At 60.9% G+C, this 23,880-nt stretch carries 17 protein-coding genes and 8 pseudogenes; 16 read left to right on the forward strand and 9 right to left on the reverse strand.

Translation table 11 applies throughout. The features are described from left to right. Positions 1–56: 56 nt before the first annotated feature. A pseudogene (locus HOY34_RS20765) lies at positions 57–293 on the forward strand (transposase); the annotation flags it as partial. A gap of 344 nt (positions 294–637) precedes the next feature. Here the strand turns inward: HOY34_RS20765 and HOY34_RS22230 are convergent. Beyond that, a pseudogene (locus tag HOY34_RS22230) lies at positions 638–817 on the reverse strand (integrase core domain-containing protein); the annotation flags it as partial. 799 nt (positions 818–1,616) lie between these two features. On the opposite strand from HOY34_RS22230, the gene HOY34_RS20775 reads away from it, so the two are divergent. The 4 genes from HOY34_RS20775 to HOY34_RS20790 all read left to right on the forward strand — a co-directional run bounded on the left by HOY34_RS20775 (position 1,617) and on the right by HOY34_RS20790 (position 5,829). Continuing rightward, positions 1,617–2,006 (forward strand): P-loop NTPase family protein, encoded by a 390-nt coding sequence (locus tag HOY34_RS20775; protein ID WP_172366447.1) that lies wholly within the window; start codon positions 1,617–1,619, stop codon positions 2,004–2,006. A 472-nt stretch (positions 2,007–2,478) separates the two neighbouring features. Further along, positions 2,479–3,027, forward strand: a complete 549-nt coding sequence (locus HOY34_RS20780) for a TRAP transporter small permease subunit (protein WP_172366472.1) — start codon at positions 2,479–2,481, stop codon at positions 3,025–3,027. Positions 3,028–3,043: 16 nt separating this feature from the next. Continuing rightward, positions 3,044–4,627, forward strand: coding sequence for a TRAP transporter large permease (locus HOY34_RS20785; protein WP_172366474.1), 1,584 nt, complete (start codon positions 3,044–3,046; stop codon positions 4,625–4,627). A gap of 95 nt (positions 4,628–4,722) precedes the next feature. Then, on the forward strand, positions 4,723–5,829 hold the full coding sequence (locus tag HOY34_RS20790) for a TRAP transporter substrate-binding protein (RefSeq protein WP_216654869.1): 1,107 nt from the start codon (positions 4,723–4,725) through the stop codon (positions 5,827–5,829). A 60-nt stretch (positions 5,830–5,889) separates the two neighbouring features. On the opposite strand, the gene mctR is transcribed toward HOY34_RS20790, so the two are convergent. The 3 genes from mctR to HOY34_RS20805 are packed head-to-tail and all read right to left on the reverse strand — an operon-like array spanning position 5,890 to position 8,680. Further along, complete coding sequence (gene mctR, locus HOY34_RS20795) at positions 5,890–6,519, reverse strand: two-component system response regulator MctR (protein ID WP_172366451.1); 630 nt, start codon at positions 6,517–6,519, stop codon at positions 5,890–5,892. Beyond that, a complete protein-coding gene (gene mctS, locus HOY34_RS20800) occupies positions 6,516–7,907 on the reverse strand; it encodes a two-component system sensor histidine kinase MctS (protein ID WP_172366452.1) in 1,392 nt (463 codons plus the stop codon). The genes mctR and mctS overlap by 4 nt, the downstream gene beginning before the upstream one ends. A 29-nt stretch (positions 7,908–7,936) precedes the next feature. Then, a complete protein-coding gene (locus HOY34_RS20805) occupies positions 7,937–8,680 on the reverse strand; it encodes a sulfite exporter TauE/SafE family protein (RefSeq protein WP_366926997.1) in 744 nt (247 codons plus the stop codon). Between the two features lie 179 nt (positions 8,681–8,859). Between HOY34_RS20805 and HOY34_RS20810 the strand changes: the two are divergent. From HOY34_RS20810 to HOY34_RS20835, 6 genes and pseudogenes are all read left to right on the forward strand, one after another. Continuing rightward, positions 8,860–9,310, forward strand: a pseudogene (locus HOY34_RS20810) (transposase); the annotation flags it as partial. A 1-nt stretch (position 9,311) separates the two neighbouring features. Continuing rightward, positions 9,312–9,440 (forward strand): annotated as a pseudogene (locus HOY34_RS20815) (IS3-like element IS1133 family transposase); the annotation flags it as partial. An 85-nt stretch (positions 9,441–9,525) separates the two neighbouring features. Continuing rightward, a pseudogene (locus tag HOY34_RS20820) lies at positions 9,526–9,952 on the forward strand (IS5 family transposase); the annotation flags it as partial. Between the two features lie 57 nt (positions 9,953–10,009). Beyond that, complete coding sequence (locus HOY34_RS20825; RefSeq protein ID WP_172366454.1) at positions 10,010–10,336, forward strand: transposase; 327 nt, start codon at positions 10,010–10,012, stop codon at positions 10,334–10,336. Further along, the gene (locus HOY34_RS22530) at positions 10,320–10,427 is read left to right on the forward strand and encodes a hypothetical protein (RefSeq protein WP_172366456.1); all 108 of its coding nucleotides are present in this window, start codon (positions 10,320–10,322) and stop codon (positions 10,425–10,427) included. The genes HOY34_RS20825 and HOY34_RS22530 overlap by 17 nt, the downstream gene beginning before the upstream one ends. 74 nt (positions 10,428–10,501) lie before the next feature. Continuing rightward, positions 10,502–10,786 (forward strand): annotated as a pseudogene (locus tag HOY34_RS20835) (integrase core domain-containing protein); the annotation flags it as partial. Positions 10,787–11,020: 234 nt separating this feature from the next. Here the strand turns inward: HOY34_RS20835 and repB are convergent. The 3 genes and pseudogenes from repB to HOY34_RS22235 form a co-directional block, all read right to left on the reverse strand. Next, positions 11,021–11,983 carry a plasmid partitioning protein RepB gene (gene repB, locus HOY34_RS20840; RefSeq protein WP_172366458.1) on the reverse strand — a complete coding sequence of 321 codons (963 nt, stop codon included), beginning with the start codon at positions 11,981–11,983 and terminating at the stop codon, positions 11,021–11,023. Beyond that, on the reverse strand, positions 11,973–13,118 hold the full coding sequence (repA, locus tag HOY34_RS20845; RefSeq protein ID WP_172366460.1) for a plasmid partitioning protein RepA: 1,146 nt from the start codon (positions 13,116–13,118) through the stop codon (positions 11,973–11,975). Before repA ends, repB begins: the two co-directional genes overlap by 11 nt. A 295-nt stretch (positions 13,119–13,413) precedes the next feature. Then, positions 13,414–13,671: pseudogene (locus HOY34_RS22235) on the reverse strand (site-specific integrase); the annotation flags it as partial. A gap of 415 nt (positions 13,672–14,086) precedes the next feature. Here HOY34_RS22235 and cysD point away from each other — a divergent pair. From cysD to HOY34_RS20875, 5 genes are all read left to right on the forward strand, one after another. Beyond that, on the forward strand, positions 14,087–14,995 hold the full coding sequence (cysD, locus tag HOY34_RS20850; protein ID WP_172366462.1) for a sulfate adenylyltransferase subunit CysD: 909 nt from the start codon (positions 14,087–14,089) through the stop codon (positions 14,993–14,995). Continuing rightward, on the forward strand, positions 14,995–16,914 hold the full coding sequence (gene cysN, locus HOY34_RS20855; RefSeq protein ID WP_172366464.1) for a sulfate adenylyltransferase subunit CysN: 1,920 nt from the start codon (positions 14,995–14,997) through the stop codon (positions 16,912–16,914). Before cysD ends, cysN begins: the two co-directional genes overlap by 1 nt. Positions 16,915–17,258: 344 nt before the next feature. After that, a complete protein-coding gene (locus HOY34_RS20860) occupies positions 17,259–19,901 on the forward strand; it encodes a Hint domain-containing protein (protein ID WP_172366466.1) in 2,643 nt (880 codons plus the stop codon). 676 nt (positions 19,902–20,577) lie between these two features. Continuing rightward, positions 20,578–20,922 (forward strand): zinc ribbon domain-containing protein YjdM, encoded by a 345-nt coding sequence (locus HOY34_RS20865; protein WP_216654868.1) that lies wholly within the window; start codon positions 20,578–20,580, stop codon positions 20,920–20,922. Between the two features lie 566 nt (positions 20,923–21,488). Continuing rightward, entirely contained in the window at positions 21,489–22,271 is a 783-nt protein-coding gene (locus HOY34_RS20875; RefSeq protein ID WP_172366468.1) for a GntR family transcriptional regulator, read from the forward strand. A 42-nt stretch (positions 22,272–22,313) separates the two neighbouring features. On the opposite strand, the gene HOY34_RS20880 is transcribed toward HOY34_RS20875, so the two are convergent. Together HOY34_RS20880 and HOY34_RS20885 are read right to left on the reverse strand one after the other, a co-directional pair. After that, entirely contained in the window at positions 22,314–22,754 is a 441-nt protein-coding gene (locus HOY34_RS20880) for an allophanate hydrolase-related protein (RefSeq protein WP_172366470.1), read from the reverse strand. Positions 22,755–22,824: 70 nt separating this feature from the next. Further along, a pseudogene (locus tag HOY34_RS20885) lies at positions 22,825–23,745 on the reverse strand (ABC transporter substrate-binding protein); the annotation flags it as partial. Between the last annotated feature and the right edge of the window lie 135 nt (positions 23,746–23,880).

The following is a 23,880-nucleotide window of genomic DNA, read 5'->3' on the forward strand; positions in this document are numbered from 1 at the left end:
GCGGATCGGGGCTATCGAGCCGGTGACGCGCCACCGGTTCAAGCGAACCGGCGAGGGCCGATTGGTTCAGAGATGCGTTGAAAGACAAAGGCATAAGCACCTGCATCCCGGGGCGGAAAACCCGCAAGAAGAAAGTTCGATACGACAAGCGCCGCTAAAAACGCTGCAACCGCATCGAGATCATGTTCGGCAGGCTCAAGGACTGGAGACGAGTTGCAACCCGATACGACAGGTGCCCCATTGTCTTCCTCTCGGCCATAGCCCTCGCAGCAACCGTCCTCTTCTCGCTCTAAAGTTAATGTGTCTGGAGCCTAAGCCGTATATCGCAGCTGCTGATTGATCCGAGGTTTCCTCCCTATATCCTCTCTTTTTTCGATACCTCCTCAGTTCCGCCCTTTTTATTTCCAATCATTCCCTATTCCTATGACCCATAATCTCCCATAATTTCCACTTTCAAAATCCCCGCGACGCCGTCGCATCTATTCCAATATCTCCGCTGACCTTCGGTCAGACGAAATCCATGTGATCGACGCCTCTCTGGCAAGGTTACTGACATGTTTGATCTGTGCCGCACTGCGCAATCATCTTGACCTGCCACGGGTCTTTCATCCAGCTAGAACCGAAGCCCGGAGTTCACTTACGCCTTTCGGCGCGGGTTGAGCAATCGCCCGTCCCGCTGCACGCAATGAGAATTCCCGCGCCGGGCGATTGCGTTTGTCAGGTGCAGGGCGAAACCTGTGGGTGTCTGGTAGCCAAGGGCCGAATGGGGCCGCGCGGTGTTGTAATCGGTGACCCAAGCAGCGATCAGGTCGCGGGCACCCGCCGCCAGAGCGCGGGGTGGCCAGCATCTATGCTGTAAAGTTGCCGCGAGGCGCAGGCACAGCACCGCGAGATGGGGCGGCAAAGGCGCCGGAGCGCCAGGATCACCGGGGACCGGCACCGCCAACAGGGGTGACGGCCAGGCAAGGTCAGCCCCGGATGCAGTTGCAGGCGGGTTGCGCAAAACCGCCTCCAACTGCGCGGCAAATGCGGCCCAAGGCGGCACTGCATCCTCAGGCTCAGGTCCGGGGTGCGGCGCGCGCTCGCTTTGATTGGCGCCATGGTCGGTGATGGCTCCGCGGCGGGAGCGGATTCCGGCGGATCTCTGAGCGGGCATGGGACTATCCTGATGAGGTGGTGACCCGCAAGTCAGGAGACCTGCCATCGCATGACACCTGCACCAGCCCGGGCGGGGTGCCCCGGAAGGAGATTGTGATGATACATTCGAGGCCTCTCACAGGGGCGGTACGGACAAATGGCTCCCGGGCATTCGAGGGGCATGATAAGCCGACGTCCATACCAGACAATCCGCTCATCGGGTTTCGCAAGGTGGCGCTGCCCTCCAGGGCACGGGGCGATGAGCCGCGCGCCTGGCTGCGGCTCAGCTTCCGCGTTGACCGAGGGGAAAAGCTGGCGCTTTCGGGGGATACTCCCGCCAGGTCATCCGAGGTCCTCAGGCTGATCGTGAGACAGTCGGCCGCGATGGCTGGGGCAGTCTGCATTGATGGGTGCGACATCTGGCTGATGTCGGCAGAGAAGTGCGCCAGAAGGTGGGTTTTGCAGATACCGGCAACAGGATGGATCCTGAGACGAGCCTCTGGCATACCGTCGCCCGGGGGCCGCTGTCCGAGGGCTGTGACTGGGGCGAGGTGCGGGACGCGGAGCACCAGCACAACATTGCCGGAGCGCTCGCCAGTATGAAACTGCTGGACCGCGCCGCGCAAAGCTGCGGCAGCCTTGACGCAGCGGATCGTCTGGCCCTGACCATAGCCCGCGCGCTGGCGACGAAACCCGATATGCTGCCGGTCGCTTCGGTACATATGGATCCGGTTTCAGCGGCAGCGCTGGACCGGCTCGCGCATGTGGAAAATGTCACGATCATTGTGTCGCGTGCCGATACCGTTTCGATTCCCGGTTGGGCCACCGGGCTGATCGGGCTGGCGGATGGCGCCTTATGTGCCACTTAAGGGGGGGATGGGAAGCACCGTCTCAGCAACGGCGATCGCCCACCCGAACCGGCAGGAGGCAGGGACCCTTGCTTCAGCGGTTCTTTGCCCCGGCCAGCATCATCACCGGCGCATTGATATTCCCCGAAGCTATACCGCATCGATGGTCTTCTCCCGGAATATCAGCTTATTGGTCAGCGTGTCTTTCGTCGCCCTTTGAATGGGCTGATCGCCATTGCCACTTTGCCGGATGCTGGCGGCTTTTTACCAGGACGCCGAACCGCGCCGGATCCTGCATCCCGCAAACGATGCAAGACAGCATGAGGGATCATCCCGGTTGCCATTGGCCTGATCTACCCAGAAACCGGGATCAATCTGAACTTTTCGAAGCTGGCCGCTTGTTTCACGGCTTCCGGCTGCTAGCGTTATGATGCCGAGGGGGGGGACCAGCTTGGCATTGAGGGGTGCGTGGTTTCGCATCAAGGGGGGATTCATGACATTTCTGCTGGCGCTTTCGCGCGCAATTGACTGTGCCAATACACTGATCGGAAAAGCGGTATCATGGCTGCTGCTGGCGGCCATTCTGATCAGCGCTATCAATGCGGTGATCCGTAAAGTCTTTTCCACAAGCTCGAACGCCTGGCTCGAGTCACAGTGGTATCTGTTTTCTGCAGTCTTCCTGATTGCGGCCGGATACACGCTTCTTAGCAATGAGCATGTGAAGGTCGATCTGGTCTACGGCAAGCTGTCGCGCAAAAAGCAGCTCTGGATCGATATTTTCGGCACGATCTTCTTCCTCATGCCGTTCTGCCTGATCACCATCTACCTCTCCTGGCCGGTCTTTTTGCAAAAACTCGCCTCCGGTGAGGTGTCGAACAGCCCCGGAGGCCTGATCCAGTGGCCTGCCTGGATGCTGATCCCGGTCGGTTTCACCTTGCTGGCCATTCAGGGCCTCTCGGAGCTGATCAAGCGCGTGGCGATCCTGCGCGGCGATATTCCCGATCCGGTCGCGGCGGCTGACGCCGAAGCTGCAGCCCTCTGACGCGAGAGAGAAAATCATCATGGCATTCATTGCTGAAAACCTCGCGCCGATCATGTTCATGGCGCTGATCGTCATCCTGTTGCTGGGCTACCCGGTTGCCTTTGCGCTGTCCTTCGTGGGCTTCGGCTTTGGCCTTGTCGGGATTGAGCTTGGCCTTCTGCCCGCCACGCTGTTCCAGGCCATTCCCGACCGTATCTTCGGGCAGATGTCGAACGAGACATTGCTGGCGATCCCATTCTTCACCTTCATGGGGCTGATATTAGAGAAAAGCGGCATGGCCGAGGATCTGCTCGACACGATCGGGCAGCTCTTCGGGCCGGTGCGCGGTGGGCTTGCCTATGCGGTGATCTTTGTCGGCGCGCTGCTGGCGGCGACGACCGGCGTGGTTGCGGCCTCGGTGATCTCGATGGGCCTGATCTCGCTGCCGATCATGTTGCGCTATGGCTATGACCGCAAGATCGCGGCGGGCACCATTGCCGCCTCGGGCACGCTGGCGCAGATCATCCCGCCAAGCCTGGTTCTGATCGTGCTGGCCGACCAGCTCGGCCGCTCGGTCGGTGACATGTATAAGGGCGCGCTTATCCCCGGCCTGATGCTGGTGGGAGCCTATACGCTTTTCATCATGCTGACCTCGATTTTCAGCCCGACCAAAGTGCCGGCGCTGCCGCCCCAGGCGCGCACCCTGCGCGGGGGCAAGCTGCTTTTGAAGGTGATCACCTCGCTGGTGCCGCCGCTGGTGCTGATCTTCCTCGTGCTCGGCACCATCTTCCTGGGCATCGCCACCCCCACCGAGGGCGGCGCAATGGGTGCTGTCGGTGCGCTTGTGCTGGCCATGATCAACCGCAAGCTGAACCTTGGCCTGATGCAGCAGGCGCTTTACGCCACGGCGAAGCTTTCGACCTTCGTGCTGTTCATTCTGCTGGGCGCACGGATCTTCTCGCTGACTTTCTACGGTGTTGACGGGCATATCTGGGTCGAGCATCTGATGACCTCGATCCCCGGCGGCGTGATTGGCTTCCTGATCGTGGCCAACCTGCTGGTCTTCTTCCTGGCGTTCTTCCTCGATTACTTCGAACTGGCCTTCATCATCGTGCCGCTGCTGGCGCCGGTGGCCCATGCGCTTGGCATCGATTTGGTCTGGTTCGGGGTGATGCTGGCGATCAATATGCAGACCTCGTTCATGCACCCGCCCTTCGGTTTCTCGCTGTTCTTCCTGCGGTCCGTGGCACCGACCCGTGCCTATAAAGACCGCGTGACGGGGGCGACGATCCAGCCGGTGACATCAACACAGATCTATCTGGGGGCGATCCCGTTCCTGTGTATCCAGCTGATCATGGTCGCGATCGTCATCGCCTTCCCCGGCATCGTGACGCATTACAAATCGGGGGTGGTTGCGGCCGATCCTTCGACCATTGAGCTGAATGTGCCGATGCCGGGCGCGGGGCAGGGGGATGATCCTTTCGCCAATCCCTTCGCCACCCCGGGCGATGCCGCCCCGGCCTTCGGCGCCCCCGCTTCCGGTGCGGCCCCATCCTTTGGCGCACCGTCCTTTGGTGCCCCGGCGCCCTCGTTCGGCGCGCCCGACCCTCAGCAACCCTGAGCGAAACATGGTCTTTCCCCTTAGCCGGAGAAAGACAGTCCCAATCGGGCAATGGCCCGGACAATCTGCAGGAGGAGGAAAATATGACGAATTCAATGGATCGCAGACGCTTTCTGTCACGTGGTGGGATCGCAGGGGCGGCAGCGGCTGCCACCACCGCGGTTCTGGCCTCGCCCGCAGTCGCGCAGGAGCTGCCCGAAATCCGCTGGCGTCTGACCTCGGGTTTCCCGAACAACCTCGACACCATCTATGGCGGCGCCGTGGTGATGGCCGAGGCGGTGAAGGCAATGACCGGCGGCAAGTTCCAGATCCAGGTCTTCCAGGCCGGTGAACTGGTGCCCGGCCCCCAGGCCATTGACGCGGTGCAGTCGAATACGGTCGAAATCGCCCATACCTGCGGCTATTATTTCACCGGCAAGAACCCGACCTTCGCCATCGGCTCGACCATTCCCTTTGGCCTGAACGCCCGCCAGCAAAACGCCTGGCTCTACCATGGCGGCGGCAATGAGGCCTATAATGAATTCCTCTCGGCCTATGGCATCATCGGGGTTCCCGGCGGCGCCACCGGCACCCAGATGGGCGGCTGGTATCGCAAGGAAATCAACAGCCTCGCCGATATCAGCGGGCTTAAGATGCGCATCGCGGGCGTGGCGGGCCAGGTCATGGCCAAGCTGGGCGCGGTGCCGCAGCAGCTGCCAGGTGGCGACATCTACCCGGCACTGGAGCGCGGCACCATCGACGCCGCCGAATGGGTCGGCCCCTATGATGACGAAAAGCTCGGCTTTTACCAGATCGCGCCCTATTACTACTATCCGGCCTGGTGGGAAGGTGGTCTGACCATCCATTTCTACATCAACAAGGCGCAATATGAGGCGCTGCCGGCCGAGTATAAGGCTGCGCTCGATACCGCCTGCAAGGCTGCAAACATCAATATGCAGGCGCTCTATGATGTGAAGAACAGGGATGCGATCCGCTCGCTCGTCGGCAAGGGCACCCAGCTGCGCCCGCTGCCGCGGGATGTGATGGATGCCGCCTATAAGGCGACCTTCGAGCTTTATGCCGAATATACCGAGCAATATCCGGAATGGGCTGCAATCTACCCGGGCTGGAAAAAGTTCCGCGATGAAAGCTATGAGTGGTTCCGCGTCGCGGAATACACCTATGACAGCTATGCCTATGCCATGCAGGCCTCGGGGCAATAATCCCTGGGCCTTTGGGCGATAAGACCGCTCCCGGATGGCAACATCCGGGAGTTTTTGCTTTCACCGCTCCAGCAGCCCGTTGTCCAGCGCATAGCGGGTCAGCCCCGCCGTGGTCGCGATCCCCAGCTTGCGCTTGATGTTCTTCCGATGCGTCTCGACCGTATGTTCCGAGATTTCCAGCAATGCCGCCGTGTCACGGTTGCTTTTGCCCCCGGCGATCAGCAGCAGGACAGCTTGCTCGCGGGTGGTCAGCGGCTGACGCCCATCGCCCGATGGCCCCATTAGCGAGGCCCGCACCCCTTCCGAGAAATAGGTGCCACCCGAAGCCACCGTCTCGATGGCGGCGACGATCTCTTCGGTCGTAACATCCTTCAGGATATAGCCCGCCGCGCCATACATGACCGAGGTCGAGATATATTCGCGGCTGTCATGCATCGAGAGCATCAGGATCCGCGCTGCAGGCAGCTTTTCCTTGAACAGTTCCAGCGCGTCGATGCCGTTCATCTGCGGCATATTGATATCCATCAGGATCACATCCGGCCGGGTCTCCAGCGCCAGATCCAGCCCGAGGGGCGCGGAAAGCGCAGTGCCGGTGACCTCGATCTGGGCGTAGGTCTCCAGAATGGCGCGCAGCCCGTCCAGCACCAGCGGGTGATTGTCGATCAGAAGCGTGCGGATCGGCGGGTTCATTCGGCGGCCTCTCGGTGCACGGTGCTGCGGTCTTTCATCGTGCTGATCGGCAGGATCGCCCTGAGCACCGTTCCCCGGCGCGAGCTTTCCACCTCCAGCCGGCCGCCGAAATGGGTCATCCGCTCCTCCATATTGCGCAGGCCGAGGCCGCCGGCGGCGCGCGTATCGCCATCGCCGGCCGGGAAGCCACGGCCATTGTCGGTTATCTCCATCTGAACCTTTGATCCGCTGCTGGCAAAGCGCAGATTGACCTTCGTGGCCCCGGCATGGCGTTCGATATTGGTCAGCGCCTCCTGCGCGACACGGTAAAGCGCCACACGCGCTTCTGGAACCAGCATATGCTTGAACGCCACCGATTCCAGCGTGGTGGCAATGCCGGTCCGTTCAGAGAAATGCGCGATCAGCGCCTCCAGGGCCGCCGTCAGACCAAGGTCATCGAGCACCCTTGGCCGCAGATCATGCGAGATGCGCCGCACCTCTTTGATCGCATCGTTCAGCGCGTGCGCCCCCTTGCCGATGGCCTCTACCGCCGCAGCATTCTCAGCCGGCACCTTGCGCCGCGCAAGATCAATGGCAAAGCGCACGCCGACCAGGTTTTGAGAAATGCCGTCATGCAGTTCCCGCGCGATGCGCAGACGCTCTTCCTCCTGGGTGTCGATGATGCGCTGCGCCAGTTCCTTCAGCTTGCCATCCGCTGTGCGCTGCTGGCGGCGGTTCAGCATCATGCAGGTGGCAAAAACGATCAGTACCGCCGGCAGCGCAAACAGCGCCACGATCAGGAATGTCTGCCCGATCGAACGGCGCAGCTCGGTCTTGGCGGCGGCGGTGGCGACGAAAACATCATCGAGGTAAACGCCGGTGCCGATCATCCAGCGCCATTTCTCCAGCCCGACCGCAAAGGACAGCTTGTCGACGGTCTCGCCGGTTGAGGGCTTTTCCCATTTATACTGAAACAGCCCGCCGCCCTCTTTTGCCTTGCGGATCAGCTCGAAAATCACCCGGTTGCCATCCGGGTCAGTCAGGTCGAGCCAGTTATGTCCAGGCCGGAAGGTCTGGCGCGGATGGACGACATTGGTGCCGTTGTAATCATAGACGAAAAAATAGCCGTCCTCGCCGTAATCGAGGCTGCTGAGGATACGCTTCACCTCGGCCTTCGCGGCTTCGTCATCGGCCCCTGCCTCGTTATAGACGCTGCGGATGGCGGAAATGGCAAGGTTGGTGAGGTTCAGAAGCTCGGTCTCTTTCGCCGCCAGCATATTGCGTTCAAACGCTGCGATGCTGGTGCGGGCAAGGGTAAGCGACTGCCAGGTGATCAGCCCGGTAATGGCCAGAATGGCAAAGACCAGCGGACCGACAGCCAGCGCGAGGATCTGATTGCGCAGCTTCATCCCGTCCCCCCTCTCTCAGCCCCTGAAGATCACCATATGAAGAAAGCTGCCGCCATACCAAGCCCGACCAGCGTGATGAACAGCCTGAGCGCCGCCATATTGGTGATGCGCCGCCCCAGATGCGCGCCCACAAAGCCACCGATCGCGCAGGCGACACCCAAAATGATCGCCGGTTTCCAGGCAATAAGGCCCGCAGCGCTATAGGTCACCACCGAGACCAACGACAGGATCGAGGAGAGCAGGTTTTTCAGCCCGTTCATTTCATGCAGATTGGTGAAACCTACGAACCCAAAGGCCGCCAGCAGCATAATGCCCAGCCCGCCGTTGAAATAGCCGCCATAGACCGATACGGCCAGCAACAGTCCGAGCGCGGCGACGAGCGGAAGCGCCTTGCCCTGACCCAGCACATGACGCATCAACCAGGGGCCGGCCGCAAAGACCAGTGTGGCAAACAGCAAAAGCCAGGGCACAATGGCCGAAAAGGTTTCCTTCGAAGTGACCAGCAGCAACAATGCCCCGCCGAGTCCCCCGATCACCGCCATAGCGATCATCGCCAGAAGGCTCACCGGCCCCGCTGCGCGAATGTCTTTTCGAAACCCCCATGTGCTACCGATATAGCCAGGCAGGGCTGCAAGTGTCGCAGTCGCATTCGCCATGATCGGTGGAATTCCGATGAAGACCAGCGCAGGGAAGGACAGAAAAGTGCCCCCCCCCGCAACCGCATTGAGTGCGCCCGCACCAAGCCCGGCGAGCACGAGAAGAATATAATCCACCTGAGTTCTCCTCCCAGAGCTCTGACGTTTATGGCATTGCGTGATCGCTTTTGCCACAGACAGAGCGCGCGGAGAGATCATATGGCCGATTTGCACTTCGCTGATTTTCAGCACCTGACGTTGCCCCCTCGGCCTAATCCAGTTTGAGGTAGACTCTGGCCCAACCGAGAGGACCAGAGATGAAGCGCAGCAGGTTCACCGAAGATCAGATCATCGGCATTCTGAGGGAGCACGAGGCCGGCGTTTCCGTCGCCGATCTGTGCCGCAAGCACGGGGTCCGCGATGCGACCGTCTACAAGTGGAAGGTCAAGTATGGCGGCATGGATGTCAGCGAGGCGAAGCGGTTGAAAGGCCTCGAGGACGAGAACGCCCGTCTGAAACGGCTGCTGGCCGATGCGATGCTCGACAATGCGGCGCTGAAAGACCTCCTGGGAAAAACGTGGTAGCGCCCGCCGCGAAGCGGCAAGCGGTCGCGCATTTGGTGGCAAGCCATGGGATGAGCGAGCGGCGGGCGTGCCGGGTGGTCGGCTGTTGCCGGATGACCAGGCGGCTCACGAGGCTAACCGTCAGGATGACCCGGTGCTGCGTGAGCGGCTGAAGGAGTTGGCGCGCGTGCGCCGCCGGTTCGGCTAACTGGCAAACCCGTCGCGAGGTCGAAGTCGCCCTCTTCGAATACATTAACGGCTTCTGCAATCCGCACCGGAAACACTCAGCCCTCGGCTGGAAAGCACCCGTGGCCTTCGAACAGAGGGCCGCCTAAAATGACCACCTGACCTGAACAGAACCGGTGCAAGTCCAGATTTTGCGGTTTCGGTCTGATTCAGTCTCCGCAAGGAGACTGATGAATGAGCAACCTGTTTTGGCTGACAGAGGCGGAGATGGCCCGCCTTGCGCCCTTCTTTCCCAAGATCCATGGCCGTCCACGCGTCGATGATCGCCGTGTTCTGAGCGGCATAATCTTCGTCAATCGCAATGGGTTGCGGTTGCGAGATGCCCCCAGGGAATACGGTCCTGCAGAGACCCTCTACAATCGATGGAAGCGGTGGAGCGACAGGGGTGTCTTCGCGGGCATGATGCATGGCCTGGCGGCAGAGGCGACGGTTCCGAGGACGGTGATGATCGACGCCACATATTTAAAGGCGCACCGCATGGCCTCCAGCCTGCGGTTAAAAAGGGGAACCAAACGACAGACGAGGGCGCGCAATCGGTCGGACCAAAGGCGGGATGAATACCAAACTGCACGCCGTGACCGATACCGCAGGGCGCCCGATCCGGTTGAACCGCGCCGGGTTTGCCGGAGGCGCCAACTCCTGCGTAAGGTGAAGCATCATGAGCAGGGCAACGAAGAGGTTTTCCCCTGAATTTCGCCTGCGCGTGGTTCTGATGGTTCCGGACAACGAAGGTCAGCATGGCGCGTGTTGGCAATCGGTGATGTCGATCGCGGCGAAGATTGGCGGTGCGCCCCAGACCCTGAGCGATTGGGCCAGGAAGGCCGAAGTTGACAGCGGCAAGTGGCCCGGCCTCTTCAGTGAGATGTCGGATCGGATGAAGGCCCTGTCCCCCTATTATGACCATCTGGCGACGCGATCCTGCACGGTTGTCGGATCGGGCACGCCGGGACGCCGCATTGCAGTCCGAGATGCGGCGCGTCTTTGAAGAGAGCTATCCGGTCTGCGGGATGCGCAAGGTATGGCGGCAACTGCGCCGTGAGGGGGCGACGTTGCCCGCAGCACGATCGGCACATTGATGAATACCCTGGGTATTCAGGGCATTGGCAGAGGAAAGCCGTGCAAGGTGACGATCCCGGACAAAAAGCAGCCTTGCCTGACGATCGGGGTGCGGAACAAGCCGAACCCGGCAGACGTGATTGACGCGTTGACGGAGCTGTTCATCCTGCGCGGCGTGCCAGCCCGCATTCGTTCTGACAACCGCCCGGAGTTCACAGCACAAGCCGTTCGGGATTGGATCAGCGCCGTCGGTGCAAAAGCGGCTTATATCGAGCCCGGATCGCCGTGGGAAAATGGGTATTGCGAGTGCTTCACTGCCCGCTTTCGCAATGAAATGATGAACGGAGAGGTATTCTACAGCCTCCGCAAGGCACGGATCTCATGTGTCCCAGCCGCAAGGGCCGTGAATGTGATGTTCTTCATCGTGATTTAGGAAGAAACAGTGCCTGGATCACCGCAAGCGATGTTGATGCCGATTCGTATGAAAGGGCATCAATCAGGTGGCGCGACCAATTGAGCCCTTCGGAAGCACCGCTTTCGGGGGCTTTCTTTTTCGCTCCTGTCCGCCTTTATGCCCGTTATCGTTGTAACAGGCTGTCCGTCTTGACCGCGGTCAAGACGGTATGGCTGTGCCTGAGGCGGGTTCCGGCGCCTCTTCCTGACCGCGGTCAAGAAACCCGGCGACCAGATTGCGAACGGCGTCTTCAAGCTGAGGCAGTATCATGAGATCCGCTTCGAGAGTGATCTTGTTGCCCTTCCGCCTGATCGTGATCCGATCTGACCCCGTTGATTTTGCAGCGGGGGCAGGGGCGGGGCTCATGCGGTTTATGGCCAACTCCAGCCGCTCGGCACCGGGAAGGTCCTTCGGTAAACCATTTGCCACCGCATCTGCGAGATCGGGGGTTGCTTCGCAAAGTTTCGCGAGCTTCTCCCAGACCCGCCGCCCCGAGCCATGTGCAGGTCCAATGGCCCGGATCAGGGCCATCGGGATTGCTGATGCGATGCGATGCATCCGCGAAACCAGAGACTCATCGATTTGCAATGCGCGATAGGCAACCGTCTGGGCGTTCTTGCGGGTCTCTTCGGTCTTGCCGAGTTCTGCGATGATGCCCGAAACAAAAATCGCCCGTTCGATAAAGGACGGGTCCTGGCGCGCGTTGTTTTCTACGCCCTGGGCGATCAGCGCTTCTTCGTCCGACAGCTCCATGACCGTAGCCCGGACTTTTTGTCCCAGCTTACGGCAGGCAAGAAGGCGCCGCCTGCCATAGACGATTTCATAAGCCCCGTCTGCCAGCCGGCGGACAAGGATGGCGACCTTCTGGCCGTGCTCCTTGATCGACTCCACCAGCGCTTCGAGACCGTCTGACGGATCGAGGCGATCCTGAACCGCGGACATGCGGATCAGATTTGGGTCGAGCAGCCGGGTGGCATGCTTGTCCTCCTCAATGACCGAAGCCTGGGCCCGTGCAACAGTCGGACTGGTCCGGGTCTGCGCAGCCTGGGCCTCAATGGCATCGAGAGAAACGCTTTCGCCCATCGCCTTCCTGAGCGTGGAGCCGAATACCTTACGCGCCATCTGTCCGCCCCCATGCCTTGCGGATTTCCCGTTCGATCTCGTCGGTAATCCGAGAGACGGATTCGATTGCCCGTTCATATGTTCGACGGTTCACGTCCTTCGGTTCCACCTCGAAGATGCTCTGCTGAGTGTTAGCGGCATCGCCGATGGCGGTCGATTTAAGGAACTCGGCGGGCAGGACCGCATCCCCGAGCACTGTTCGCAGAAGAGACGAGATCTGCACCTGTGGCCCGTCTGTCGGTTCATAGCGGGTCAACAGCAGACGAACGAAATTCAGCCCATGCTCGGGGGCGTGGCTCTCGACCACGCCCATCAGGCTGCTTGCCATTTTAAGAAAGCTGGCGAGAGACATCACATCAAGCATGGAAGCATTAAGCGGGATCAGGACGCCCGTTGACGCAAAGATGGAAGAGATGACCGAAAAGTTGAGCTGCGGTGGCGTGTCGATAAGGACGATATCGTAGTTGCCAAGAACGGGTTCGAGCGCTTCCTTAAGCTGGGTATGGAAGGTCGTCGTCCCGCTGCGGAAACTTAATGCGACCTCGAACTCATACTCCATGATGTCCATCGACGCGGGGATAAGGTCCACGGTCGGGAAGTTGGTTTTCCGGATGATCTCTGCAGCGGGCAGGGGGCTCTCTGCACGAATAAGATCGTAGGAGGTCGGCATGTCGGGCGCGAGTTCGGGTGTGATGCCGAAGAGATTGGTCAGGCTGGCCTGACTGTCCAGATCGATGAGCAGCACGCGATAGCCGCGCAAGCCAAGAAGCTGCCCGAGGTGGGTCACCGTCGAGGTCTTGGCAGAGCCGCCCTTCAGATTGAAGACAGTGACAACCTGACAGGCTTCGCTGTCCGTGCGATGGGGGTGATCGTCGCGGCGGATGCGCCCCGTGTCCAGAAGTATGCGCTGCGCCGTCACCAACTCGCTGGCAGTAAACGTTCGTCGATTGCCACCCTCCAGTATGCCCACCGGAAAACCTTCCAGGTTTGACACATGATGGCGAAAGGTATTTTGATTGATGCGCAACAGATCAGCGACTTCGCGCATGGCGAAGCGCCGAAGGCCCTTTTGAGCATCCGGCGGGAACGTCTCTTCGGCATGCTCTCGCAAACGGTTGCCGAGCCGCGCAGACATTGTTTCGAACCGCTGAGATGCCTGTATCGCACTCATTGCCGCCCTCGATGCTGTTATTTTAGGTCACTTTAACAGTTTTTATTGATTAATACAGCCAAAACCGTTGAGGCCGGAAATTGCGTTTAGAGAGTAATTTTCTGATGAATAAATTTTAATATAAATAAGTGCCTTAACTGGAAACTCTTGCGCTGCCCCTTAATAGGCGGCCACGCAATTGCCAGCGTCTGATGGCTTTGGCCGAACTTGCTTCCTCAGAGGGGGAACGCGCCCTTCGATCACGACGAACAGGTTTGGTTTACAGTCCGGCAACTTTGGGCAGGTTCACCCGGAACCTGTTGCGTCTCGGCTGGTACCGGCGGGTCATCTCGGCGCTGGTATTTGCAAACTGCTTCTGGACATACCGCGCGTCGGCCTTTGCCAGGGGGGTAAGGCCTGCGCGTCAAGAATGGCCCGAAACGAGGGCAGGGCGGTCCTTCTCGGGCGGATCGCCCCTCGGCCCCGCGGTCTGAGCAGCACGTTTGACCAGCTTTGCGACCTCGCGGTCATTGAGGCGAAATGGCTCCGGTTCCCCCCCCCGCCCGCCAGTGATGCAGCTGAGTTTCAGCCGGAGTTACTGCGCGTTGAGTGGGCAGATTGCGGGTGACTGTCCAATACCGGCAATCGCAGGTCTTTGCGGCAGACGGCGCACGTGGGATTTCACGATTCGGGCGCTGAACGGGGGCAAAGGAACCAGATTCAGCGCCGTGCGGCCCGGAATCCGGGAACCGCAATTCCTTCTCAGGCGAGGGCCGCGGGCCAATTTCCACCGTAAACTGGCCGTGGCGAAATGCGGTTCCGGGCTTCCTGTCATGGCAGGATTTTCCGGCCTGAATGGGCCCTTGCCTTTGCTTTGCCCCTTCGCTGCCTTTGCTTTGCCCGGGTGCTTGTGGCATCACCAGCCAAAGCGAATACCGATCCATGGCAGGCCAATGACCACAAAAACGATGCTGACCCACCTTCAGCGGCTTGAAGCCGAGAGCATCCATATCATGCGCGAAGTGGTCGCCAATGCCGAGCGCCCGGTGATGCTTTATTCGGTCGGCAAGGACTCGGCCGTGATGCTGCATCTGGCGAAAAAGGCGTTTTACCCGGCGCCGCCTCCCTTCCCGCTTCTCCATGTCGATACGACCTGGAAGTTCCGCGCCATGTATGAGCTGCGCGACCGCGCCGCCAAAGCCGCCGGTATGGAATTGCTGGTCTACCAGAACCTCGAAGCCCTTGAGAAGGGCATCAACCCATTCGATCACGGTGCGCTCCACACCGATATGTGGAAGACCGAGGGGCTGAAACAGGCGCTGACGAAATACGGCTTCGACGTGGCTTTCGGCGGCGCGCGCCGGGATGAAGAGAAATCCCGCGCCAAGGAGCGTGTGTTCTCTTTCCGCTCTGCAAGCCATCGCTGGGACCCGAAGAACCAGCGCCCCGAGCTGTGGAAGCTTTACAATACCCGCAAGGCGCCCGGTGAATCGATCCGCGCCTTCCCGATCTCGAACTGGACCGAGCTGGATATCTGGCAATATATCCAGCTCGAAGGCATTGAAATCGTGCCGCTTTATTTCAGCGAACCGCGCCCCGTCGTAGAGCGGAACGGGTTGCTGATCATGGTTGATGATGACCGCTTCAGGCTGAAGCCCGGCGAGGAGCCACAGCTGAAATCGGTGCGGTTCCGCACGCTGGGCTGCTATCCGTTGACCGGCGCCGTGGAATCCGAGGCGAAGACGCTTCCTGAGGTGATCCAGGAAATGCTTCTGACCACCACATCGGAGCGTCAGGGCCGCGCCATTGATCATGAGCAATCGGCGAGCATGGAGAAGAAGAAGCAAGAGGGGTATTTCTGATGAGCACCCAGGACAACAGCCCCACCTATGTCATCGACACTCTGATTGCCGAAGACATCGACGCCTATCTGGAAAAGCACCAGCACAAGACGATGCTCAGGTTCATCACCTGCGGCTCTGTCGATGATGGCAAATCGACGCTGATCGGGCGCTTGCTTTACGACAGCAAGATGATCTTCGAGGATCAGCTGGCAAGCCTTGAGCATGACAGCAAAGCGGTCGGCACCCAGGGCGGCGAGATCGACTTTGCGCTGCTGGTTGACGGCCTTGCCGCCGAGCGCGAGCAGGGCATCACCATCGACGTGGCTTACCGCTTCTTCGCGACGGAGAAGCGCAAGTTCATCGTGGCCGACACCCCCGGCCATGAGCAATATACCCGCAATATGGTGACCGGCGCCTCGACCGCCGACCTTGCGGTGATCCTGATCGACGCGCGCCAGGGCGTGCTGACGCAGACGCGGCGGCACTCTTATCTTGTGAACCTGCTGGGCATCAGGAATGTGGTGCTGGCGGTCAACAAGATGGACCTCGTCGGCTATAGCGCCGAGCGGTTCTATGAAATCGTCTCGGATTATTCGGCCTTCGCGCGCCAGATCGGGCTGGAGGCGTTCCTGCCAATCCCGATTTCCGGGCTGAAGGGCGACAATATCGTCACCCGTTCGCAAGACACGCCCTGGTATCAGGGCCCGACCCTGATCGAGCATCTGGAAACCGCGCCCGTCAATGACACGCGGATGCAGGACCTGCCGTTCCGCATGCCGGTGCAATGGGTGAACCGGCCCAACCTGGATTTCCGCGGTTTTGCCGGGCTGGTCGCTTCGGGTTCCATCGCGCCAGGCGATGCGATCCGGGTGCTGCCCTCGGGCAAGACCACCACTGTCAAGGCGATCCCCTCCTTCGATGGCGATCTGAGCCGCGCGGTCGCGGGCCAGTCGATCACCCTGACGCTCAGTGATGAGGTTGACTGCTCGCGCGGGGATATCATCGTGCAGGCCGATGCGCCTTGCGAGGTGGCGGACCAGTTCGAGGCGACTCTGGTCTGGATGTCGGATGCCGAGATGCTGCCGGGCCGCCCCTATCTTCTTAAGGTCGGCACGCAAACCGTCACTGCCACCGTGACCGAGCCGAAATATGAGGTCAACGTCAATACGCTGGAGCACCTGGCCTCGAAAACGCTGGGGCTGAATGCAATCGGCGTCGTCAATATCTCGACCGACCGCCAGATCCCGTTCGAGGCCTATGCGACCAATCCCGACCTTGGCGGCTTCATCCTGATCGACCGGATGACCAATGCGACCGTCGCGGCGGGCATGATCCATTTCGCACTGCGGCGCAGCCAGAACATCCACTGGCAGGCGGTCGACATTAACCGCGAGGCGCATGCGGGGCTGAAGAATCAAAAGCCTGCGGTCGTCTGGTTCACCGGCCTTTCTGGCTCGGGCAAATCGACCATCGCGAACCTTGTCGAGAAAAAGCTTCATGCGATGGGCAAGCACACCTTCCTGCTGGATGGTGACAACGTCCGCCACGGGCTGAACCGCGACCTTGGCTTTACCGATGCCGACCGGGTGGAGAATATCCGCCGGGTGGGCGAGGTGGCCAGGCTGATGACCGATGCCGGGCTGATCGTGCTGACCGCCTTCATTTCGCCTTTCCGGTCAGAGCGGCGCATGGTGCGCGACCTGATGGCCGAAGGTGATTTCCTCGAGATCCACGTCAACACGCCGCTGGAAGTGGCCGAGGCGCGCGATGTGAAGGGGCTTTATAAAAAGGCGCGTTCGGGCCAGCTGAAGAACTTTACCGGCATCGACAGCCCCTATGAAGCGCCCGAGGCGCCCGAGCTGGTGGTCAATACAACCACCCTTTCGGCGGAAGAGGCGGCGGATCGTGTGGTGGAACTGATCCTCGCGCGGCGCTGAAACCGACGCGTCGGCTTTGCCTGGCCAGCCCTTTGCGGATGGCCAGGCGAGGTTTCCTGGCGTCAGTGAGCAACACCTTCCCGGTGGCGTTGTGTTCATCAATCGCAATGGCTTGCGGGGATGAGAAGCCCTGGAAGAATATGGATCGTGGAAGACGCGCCGCCCGGTCGTATTTCACGCGACCATGGCGTATGCCCTGACACTTCCTCTCTGGGTCAAATGATCAAACTGGCTGGTGCCCGCCGGTCTGCTTGCTATACAGCGACAGGTTGTTTCCGCAAGTTCGACACAATTTTATCCATAAGCGGTTCTATCCTGATAATAACGATAATTATGAGCAGATCATGGCCAATATCTCAGGCGCTCCCGGCAGCACGTCCATCAATGGAACCAGCGGCAATGACTCGATCATTGGCCTGAACGGAAATGATACCATTTCCGCAGGAGCCGGCGATGACACGGTTTATGCAGGGGCTGGCAATGACGTTGTCAATGGCGGCGATGGCGGTGATCTCATCTATGGCGATTCCGACGTTCCGCAGGCCTGGGCGTGGCAGGTTTACAACCGCGATTTTACCAGCAACGATAGCCAGGGCGGGCAGATCACCAATGGCGTGCTGGCCGGTACCGGCATCTCGTCGGCTTTCAATGTGCAGGCCCATGCGCTTCAGGCGCGCGGTACCAGCGGCGATCCCGATGATTTCGGCGTGGTCTATAGCAGCAGTTTTACCGCCGGAGCCCAGGGAACCTACCAGTTCAGCCTGACCTCGGATGACGGCTCGCGTATCGTTATCCGCGATGCGAATGGCACTGCCCTGACCTGGACGGGGCAAACCACCGGCCAGACCGGGCTGACCTATCTGAACAACGACTTCCACCAGTCGGCGACGACGCGCTCGGCCAGTGTCACCCTCAACGCCAACCAGACCTATACGATCGAGGTCTATTACTGGGAAAACCAGGGCGGCAACACGCTTGCGGGCACGGTCCGCGCGCCGGGTGGAACCGCGCATGATCTTGCCACGTCGCCCTTTATCGGCACCGCGGTCAATGTCGGCAATGACACGCTGAACGGGGATGGCGGCAATGATACCATCTTCGGCGAGGGCGGGGATGACCACCTTTACGGTGGGGCGGGTGACGACAGTCTTTATGGCGGCCTGGGCAATGACCGTCTCTATGGCGGCGAGGGCAGTGACCGTCTCGAAGGGGGCGCGGGCAACGATTCCCTTGACGGCGACGGCGGGAATGACACGCTTTTCGGTGGGGACGGCAATGACACTCTGAACGGCGGTGTCGGAAACGATTTCCTTTACGGTGGCGCGGGTCAGGATTCGCTTCCCGGGGGGGGCGGAAACGACGTTCTGGACGGTGGCGATGGCAATGACGCGCTTTATGGCGGCGACGGCAATGACACGCTGATCGGAGGCCCTGGGGCCGATGTGATGAGTGGCGGCGGCGGGATGGATTACGCCGATTATTCCGGTTCGACCGCCGGGGTGAATGTCGATCTCACCGCCGGGGTCGGGCTGGGCGGCTATGCCGAGGGCGATACCTTCGCCGGGGTCGATGGGCTGATCGGCTCGGATCACAATGATACGATGGTCGGCTATGACGGATCGTCTGCAGATCCGGTCGATGGCTATACCAATGTTTTCTACGGCGGCGCGGGCAATGATTACCTCGACGGCCGGGGCGGCGATGATTCGCTTTATGGCGGCTCTGGCAATGATACGCTGATCGGGGGAAGCGGAAACGACCACCTTGATGGCGGCACCGGCACCGATGTGTTCCGCTTCGCGGATGGTCATGGCGCGGATACCGTTATCGGCGGCGAGAATACCGGCGATAACGACCTGATCGACGCCTCAGAGATGACGACGGCGGTCAATGTCACCTATACCGGCGCCGAAGCGGGCACTTTGACCGGCAGCGGTGGCAGCATTGCCTTCAGCGAGATCGAAAGCCTTCACCTTGGCAGCGGCAATGATACCGTAACCGCCGGGGCGGGGATGGGGCCGATCATCGTCGATGGCGGCGCAGGGACGGATACGCTGATCATCAATGGCAGCACTGTCGACCGCCATTCCGTGACACTCGACGACAGTCTCAGCGGGATTTTCTACCCCGGGCATGGCCCCGCTATTCCCTTTGGCCCGGGCGAGGCGCGCAAGCTCAGCGATCTCCTGGGCGGTGACCGCACCGGCAGTTACCATATTACCGGCGGCAGTTTCTCGGGCACGATCGGTGATGTCACCTTCGAAAATTTCGAGAGCGTCCGCTTTGACGTGGTCTGTTTCTGCCGTGGCACCATGATCACCACCGGGCGCGGCGAGGTCGCGGTCGAGGATCTGGCGCCGGGCGATCTGGTCTGGACGCTGGACAACGGCATGCAGCCGATCCGATGGATCGGCATGGCCACACGTGAGGCGCGCGGGCGGATGGCCCCGGTTGTCATCCGCAAGGGCGCTTTGGGCAATAACTGCGATCTGCGGGTCTCGCCGCAGCACCGGATGCTGATCCGTGGCTGGCAGGTCGGCATGCTTTACGGGCATGACGAGGTGCTGGTTCCGGCAATCGCCCTGGCCGGCAATGATCTAGTGACCCGCGAGGAATCGGACAGTGTGGATTACTTCCACATCCTGTTCGACCGCCATGAGATCGTCCGTGCCGATGGCGCCCTGAGCGAGAGCTTCCATCCTGGTGACCAGGGCATGCGCGCGCTTGACGAACCGGCCCGCGAAGAGCTGCTCAAGCTGTTCCCCGAGATCGATCCCAACCAGGCAGACGATGCAGCACCCTGTGCGACATCCGGCAGGGGCCTCGCCCGTCCGGTGCTGAAACATTACGAAGGACAGGTCCTCGCGCGGATGCTCTGGCTGGGTGCCGGGCATGCCGCAGAGCCTGCGCACCAGACCGGGGCCGCAGGGCCGGAAGCTGCGGAAGCTGGCTTTGACGAAAAGGTGCTCGCTGCCGCCCTCGTCTGACTGCTTTGGCCCCTGATCGCTTTGACCATTGAGAACAGACCCCGCCGCCACCTTCCGACAGGGTGGCGGCTTTTCTGTTCCGGCGCATAAGAGGCGCTCCTCTTCCGCTGGGTGTTCAGTCCCGGCATCTGGTGAATCGGGTTCAGAATGAAACTGTCGGGCTCTGATGGCAGCGGCATACCTGATTTGCCCGTCTCGGTCTTCAGCCAGGCTGACAGCCTGTCGGCAAAGGGTCCGGTTTGCTCGGCCAGTTCCGGCGTGGTGAAGACCCGCTCGATCGTTCCCGCCTTCAGGTGCTTCTTGAGCGTATTGCGAGACAGTCCGGTCCGTCGAGCAATCTCGCGGATCGGAAGCCCGTGCCGCAGCCGAAGCTTCCGGATAATGTTCAAAAGTCCCATGTAGATCACTCCGTTGCCCCCCATCGCTCGACGCGCGGAGGAAGGGTCACATGGGTCAATTCTCAATGGAAATTATGCGCTCAACCGGGGACTTCCGGGTGGAAATCAACAGACCAGAGCCATTTTCCAGAGATAACAGCCATTGCCCGAGCCGGGGGACTACGGCGGCAGATCAGGATTCGAGAGGTAGGCCCGGCCAACACATAACCCGGAAATTCTAAGAGCGACGACGCGGGTGCCTATGGAAAAGCGGAAAAGATCCCGTTACTCATCGAAAGATGATCGAGACCTTGCCTCCTTGCCCCGAATGCTCTTCCGTCTACACCTATGAGGTTGACGCGCTGCTGACCTGTCCCGAATGCGGTCACGAGTGGCCACCCGGTGCCACTGAAAGCAGCACTGTTCCAGAGGTGCGCGACAGCGTTGGTAACGTCTTGCGTGACGGCGATACGGTGACTGTCATTAAGGATCTGAAGATCAAAGGTTCTTCTTCCGTGGTGAAGGTGGGCACAAAGGTGCGTGGCATCCGGCTGGTGGATGGCGATCATGACATAGACTGCAAGATCCCCGGGATTGGTCAGATGGGGCTGAAATCACAATTCGTTAAGAGGGTTTCAGATTGACGGAAGCTGCCTTCCATGCCGCTCGCCGCCGCACAAATATGTAACCAGGCGACTTTAGCTTACGGATCTGTGGCGCAAATTGCGTGAAATATTCATCTTGTGGCCGCCCGCGTGGCAGCCGGGCAGAATCCAAATACCCGCAGGCCTGAGCCGCAAGGCCACAAAAGGACGGACCAATATCGCTCCTTGCTTCTAAAATTACCAGGCAAGGCGTCGACAAATCCACGGGCTGTTCAGTGTGACGCTGATACACGGGAAATGCAGGCGGTCGATATGGCCAGCAACCGCATCGGGATAGGCCTGTTTTACCCGATCTGTTGACGCAGATCCCGACGGACGAGCGGATCGCCAGCATCACCGCGGAAGGCATCCATGACACTAAAGCGTGCCATACTGCCACGACGAAACGCCCGGAACTGGGGGGACAGGATCCCGGCCTGCTAGCTGGTAACAAAGCCCCGTAGGGCGTCCTTCCATTCCAGCGAAAGGATCGCACCAGCAAACCGTGGGACCAAACACCTGGACATCCCCCGCCAGCCCAGCCCACAGACAATGGTCACGCGGGGATGGCTGATGGGGGCGAGGATTTCTTCCTTGCGACCCGCGCGCCTGGCGCAAAGCCGGTGTTGTGGAGGGGGGGGGTTTGGGCTAACCTGTCGATTGCATGCAATCCAGGGAGTGGCGCGCTGACCAACCGTGAAAAGAAACCCACCTCGACCGAGCGTATCCGCGTCACTCTGGCGGATGAGATCGTGCGCGGTCAGATCGGGCCCGGCGTCGTTCTGGATGAGACCTCGCTGGCGCAGCGCTTTGCCGTCTCACGAACCCCGGTGCGAGAGGCGATCCGCCAGCTGGAAGCCATCGGTTTCGTCGAGGCGCGGCCGCATCGCGGCGCCGTGGTGCCGCTATTCACGCCCGAGCGTCTGAACGAGATGTTTTCGGTCATGGCCGAGATGGAGGGGCTTTGTGCCCGCGCCGCGGCCGAGCATATGCCCCCCGAGTGCGTCGCGCAGCTGCGCGATGCGCACAAGGCCTGCGGGCTTTGTGTCGATGCCGATGATGTCGCGGGCTATTACGAGGCGAATGCCGCCTTTCACGAGCTGATCTATACGCTTGGCGGCAATGGCTTTTTGGCCGATGTGACGCGCAGTGTGCGCAACCGCCTGCAACCTTTCCGCCGCGCGCAGTTCAGCTCGGCCGGTCGGATCCAGCGCTCGATCGAAGAGCATGGCGCGATTGTAGAGGCGATCCTTGCAGGCGACGCGGAGGCCGCCGGGCGGCTGGCCCGCGACCACATCCAGGTTGTTCGCAAATCTGTTGGTCGGGTTGCGCCCGCGCTTGACACCTGACGGCAGGGCGCGGGGCCAGCCCGGATGGCCCCGCAAGGCGCGTCAGGCCGATACCTTTGCCGCGATCCAGGCGCGCCAGCCGCCGAAACGGGTGATGTCCTCGGCGTCGCGCGTGGCGATCTCTTCAACAAGAAAGCCCTTGGCATGGCTGCCATCCTCAAGGACCAATGTGCCGATGCCCAGGGGTTGGGGTATGCGCGAGACGAAGGTGCCGAAGGCCGCGGCGGAGAGCGCCCAGACCTCGACCTCGATCGCAGCACCCGCCTCGGCGCCCACGCGCAACAGCCCGGGTTTGCGCGGCGTTGTGCCGGGAAGCTCGTAAAGCCGGTACAGCGGCGCGGTCTGCGTTTTGACGACAAGGGTGCCGCCCGGCGTGGTCAGCTCGTGGTTGAGCGGCATGCCGCTCAGATGCGCGCCAACGACGGCCACCGCGATGGTCTCCTCCGGCAGGGCAAGGCTCAGGGGGGCGTGTTCATTCTGCATGGAAATCTACTCTTCAGGAAGGGATGCCGCCCGGGCGCGCTGCGGCTGCACCGGGCGGCGGCTGATTGGCTCAGGGGTTGGACAGATCCAGACCTTCCCAGGCTTTCAGAACGATCTCATCGGTCAGCACCTCTGACAGATCAACCGGGCCCGCCAGCGCCTTCTGCTCCCCCTCACCGAGTTGCAGATAGCTCATATAGGTGTCCCAGGCTGCGGGCAGGAATGTCCCATGTTTTTCAACGCCTTCAGGGGCAGTATAATAGGTCTGGACCAGCGCCCAGAAGGGCTCTGCCACCGGGTTGTCGCCAAGGCTGGCGGCGGCGTATTTGGTTTTCAGAAGCGCAAAGGTCTCATCGGGATGCGCCATCCCCCAGGCCCAGCCCTTCAGCGTGGCGCGGGTGAATTTGACCAAAAGCTCCGGGTCTTGCTCGAAGGTTTCGGTCCGCACGGCAAGTGCATCGCCCGGGAAGGCAGCAATCGCGGCGGGCGTGATCGAGCGGGTCTCGATCCCCTGCGCCGGCAAAAGCAGCAGGTCGCGCCTGGCGCCGGCATAGGCCTGGATCCGGTCTGCCTCAAACGAGCGCACCGTGGTCGGATCGCCTTCGCCCGCGATCACCATCCTGATATCGGCGCCCTCCGACAGCCCGCTTTCGACGATCGAGGCGCGCACCATCGGCACCTCGCCCCCCGCCAGATCCGAGACGCCGAGCGTATGGCCCTTCATATCGGCCATGGTCTTGACGGGGCTGTCTTTCGGAACGACGATGTCGAAGGTATCGGGGTAGTAGATCTGCATGATCGACTTCAGCGGGAAGCCGCGCTGCACCGCTTGCATGGTGGCCGAGGCAGAGAAAATACCCCAATCCACATTGCCCGCTGCCAATTGCCGCGCCGCATCCGACGACCCCTTAGAGTAGTTCAGCGTCACCTCAAGGCCTTCCGCGGCGTAATAGCCCTGCTCCTGGGCGATGAAGATCGGGAACATCTGCGCCGTCGGCCTGAACCGCTCCGGGTTTGCCGGAGGCTGATTACGGTTAGTTACGCGGCGATGTCTTCAATTTCCAGAGCCGCGTAGAAGTTTGCTTCTGCCTCTGCTGGCGGGATGCTCCCGATCGGCTCAAGCAGG

This window comes from Pseudogemmobacter hezensis (genome assembly GCF_013155295.1).
GTDB classification, from domain to species: domain Bacteria; phylum Pseudomonadota; class Alphaproteobacteria; order Rhodobacterales; family Rhodobacteraceae; genus Pseudogemmobacter; species Pseudogemmobacter hezensis.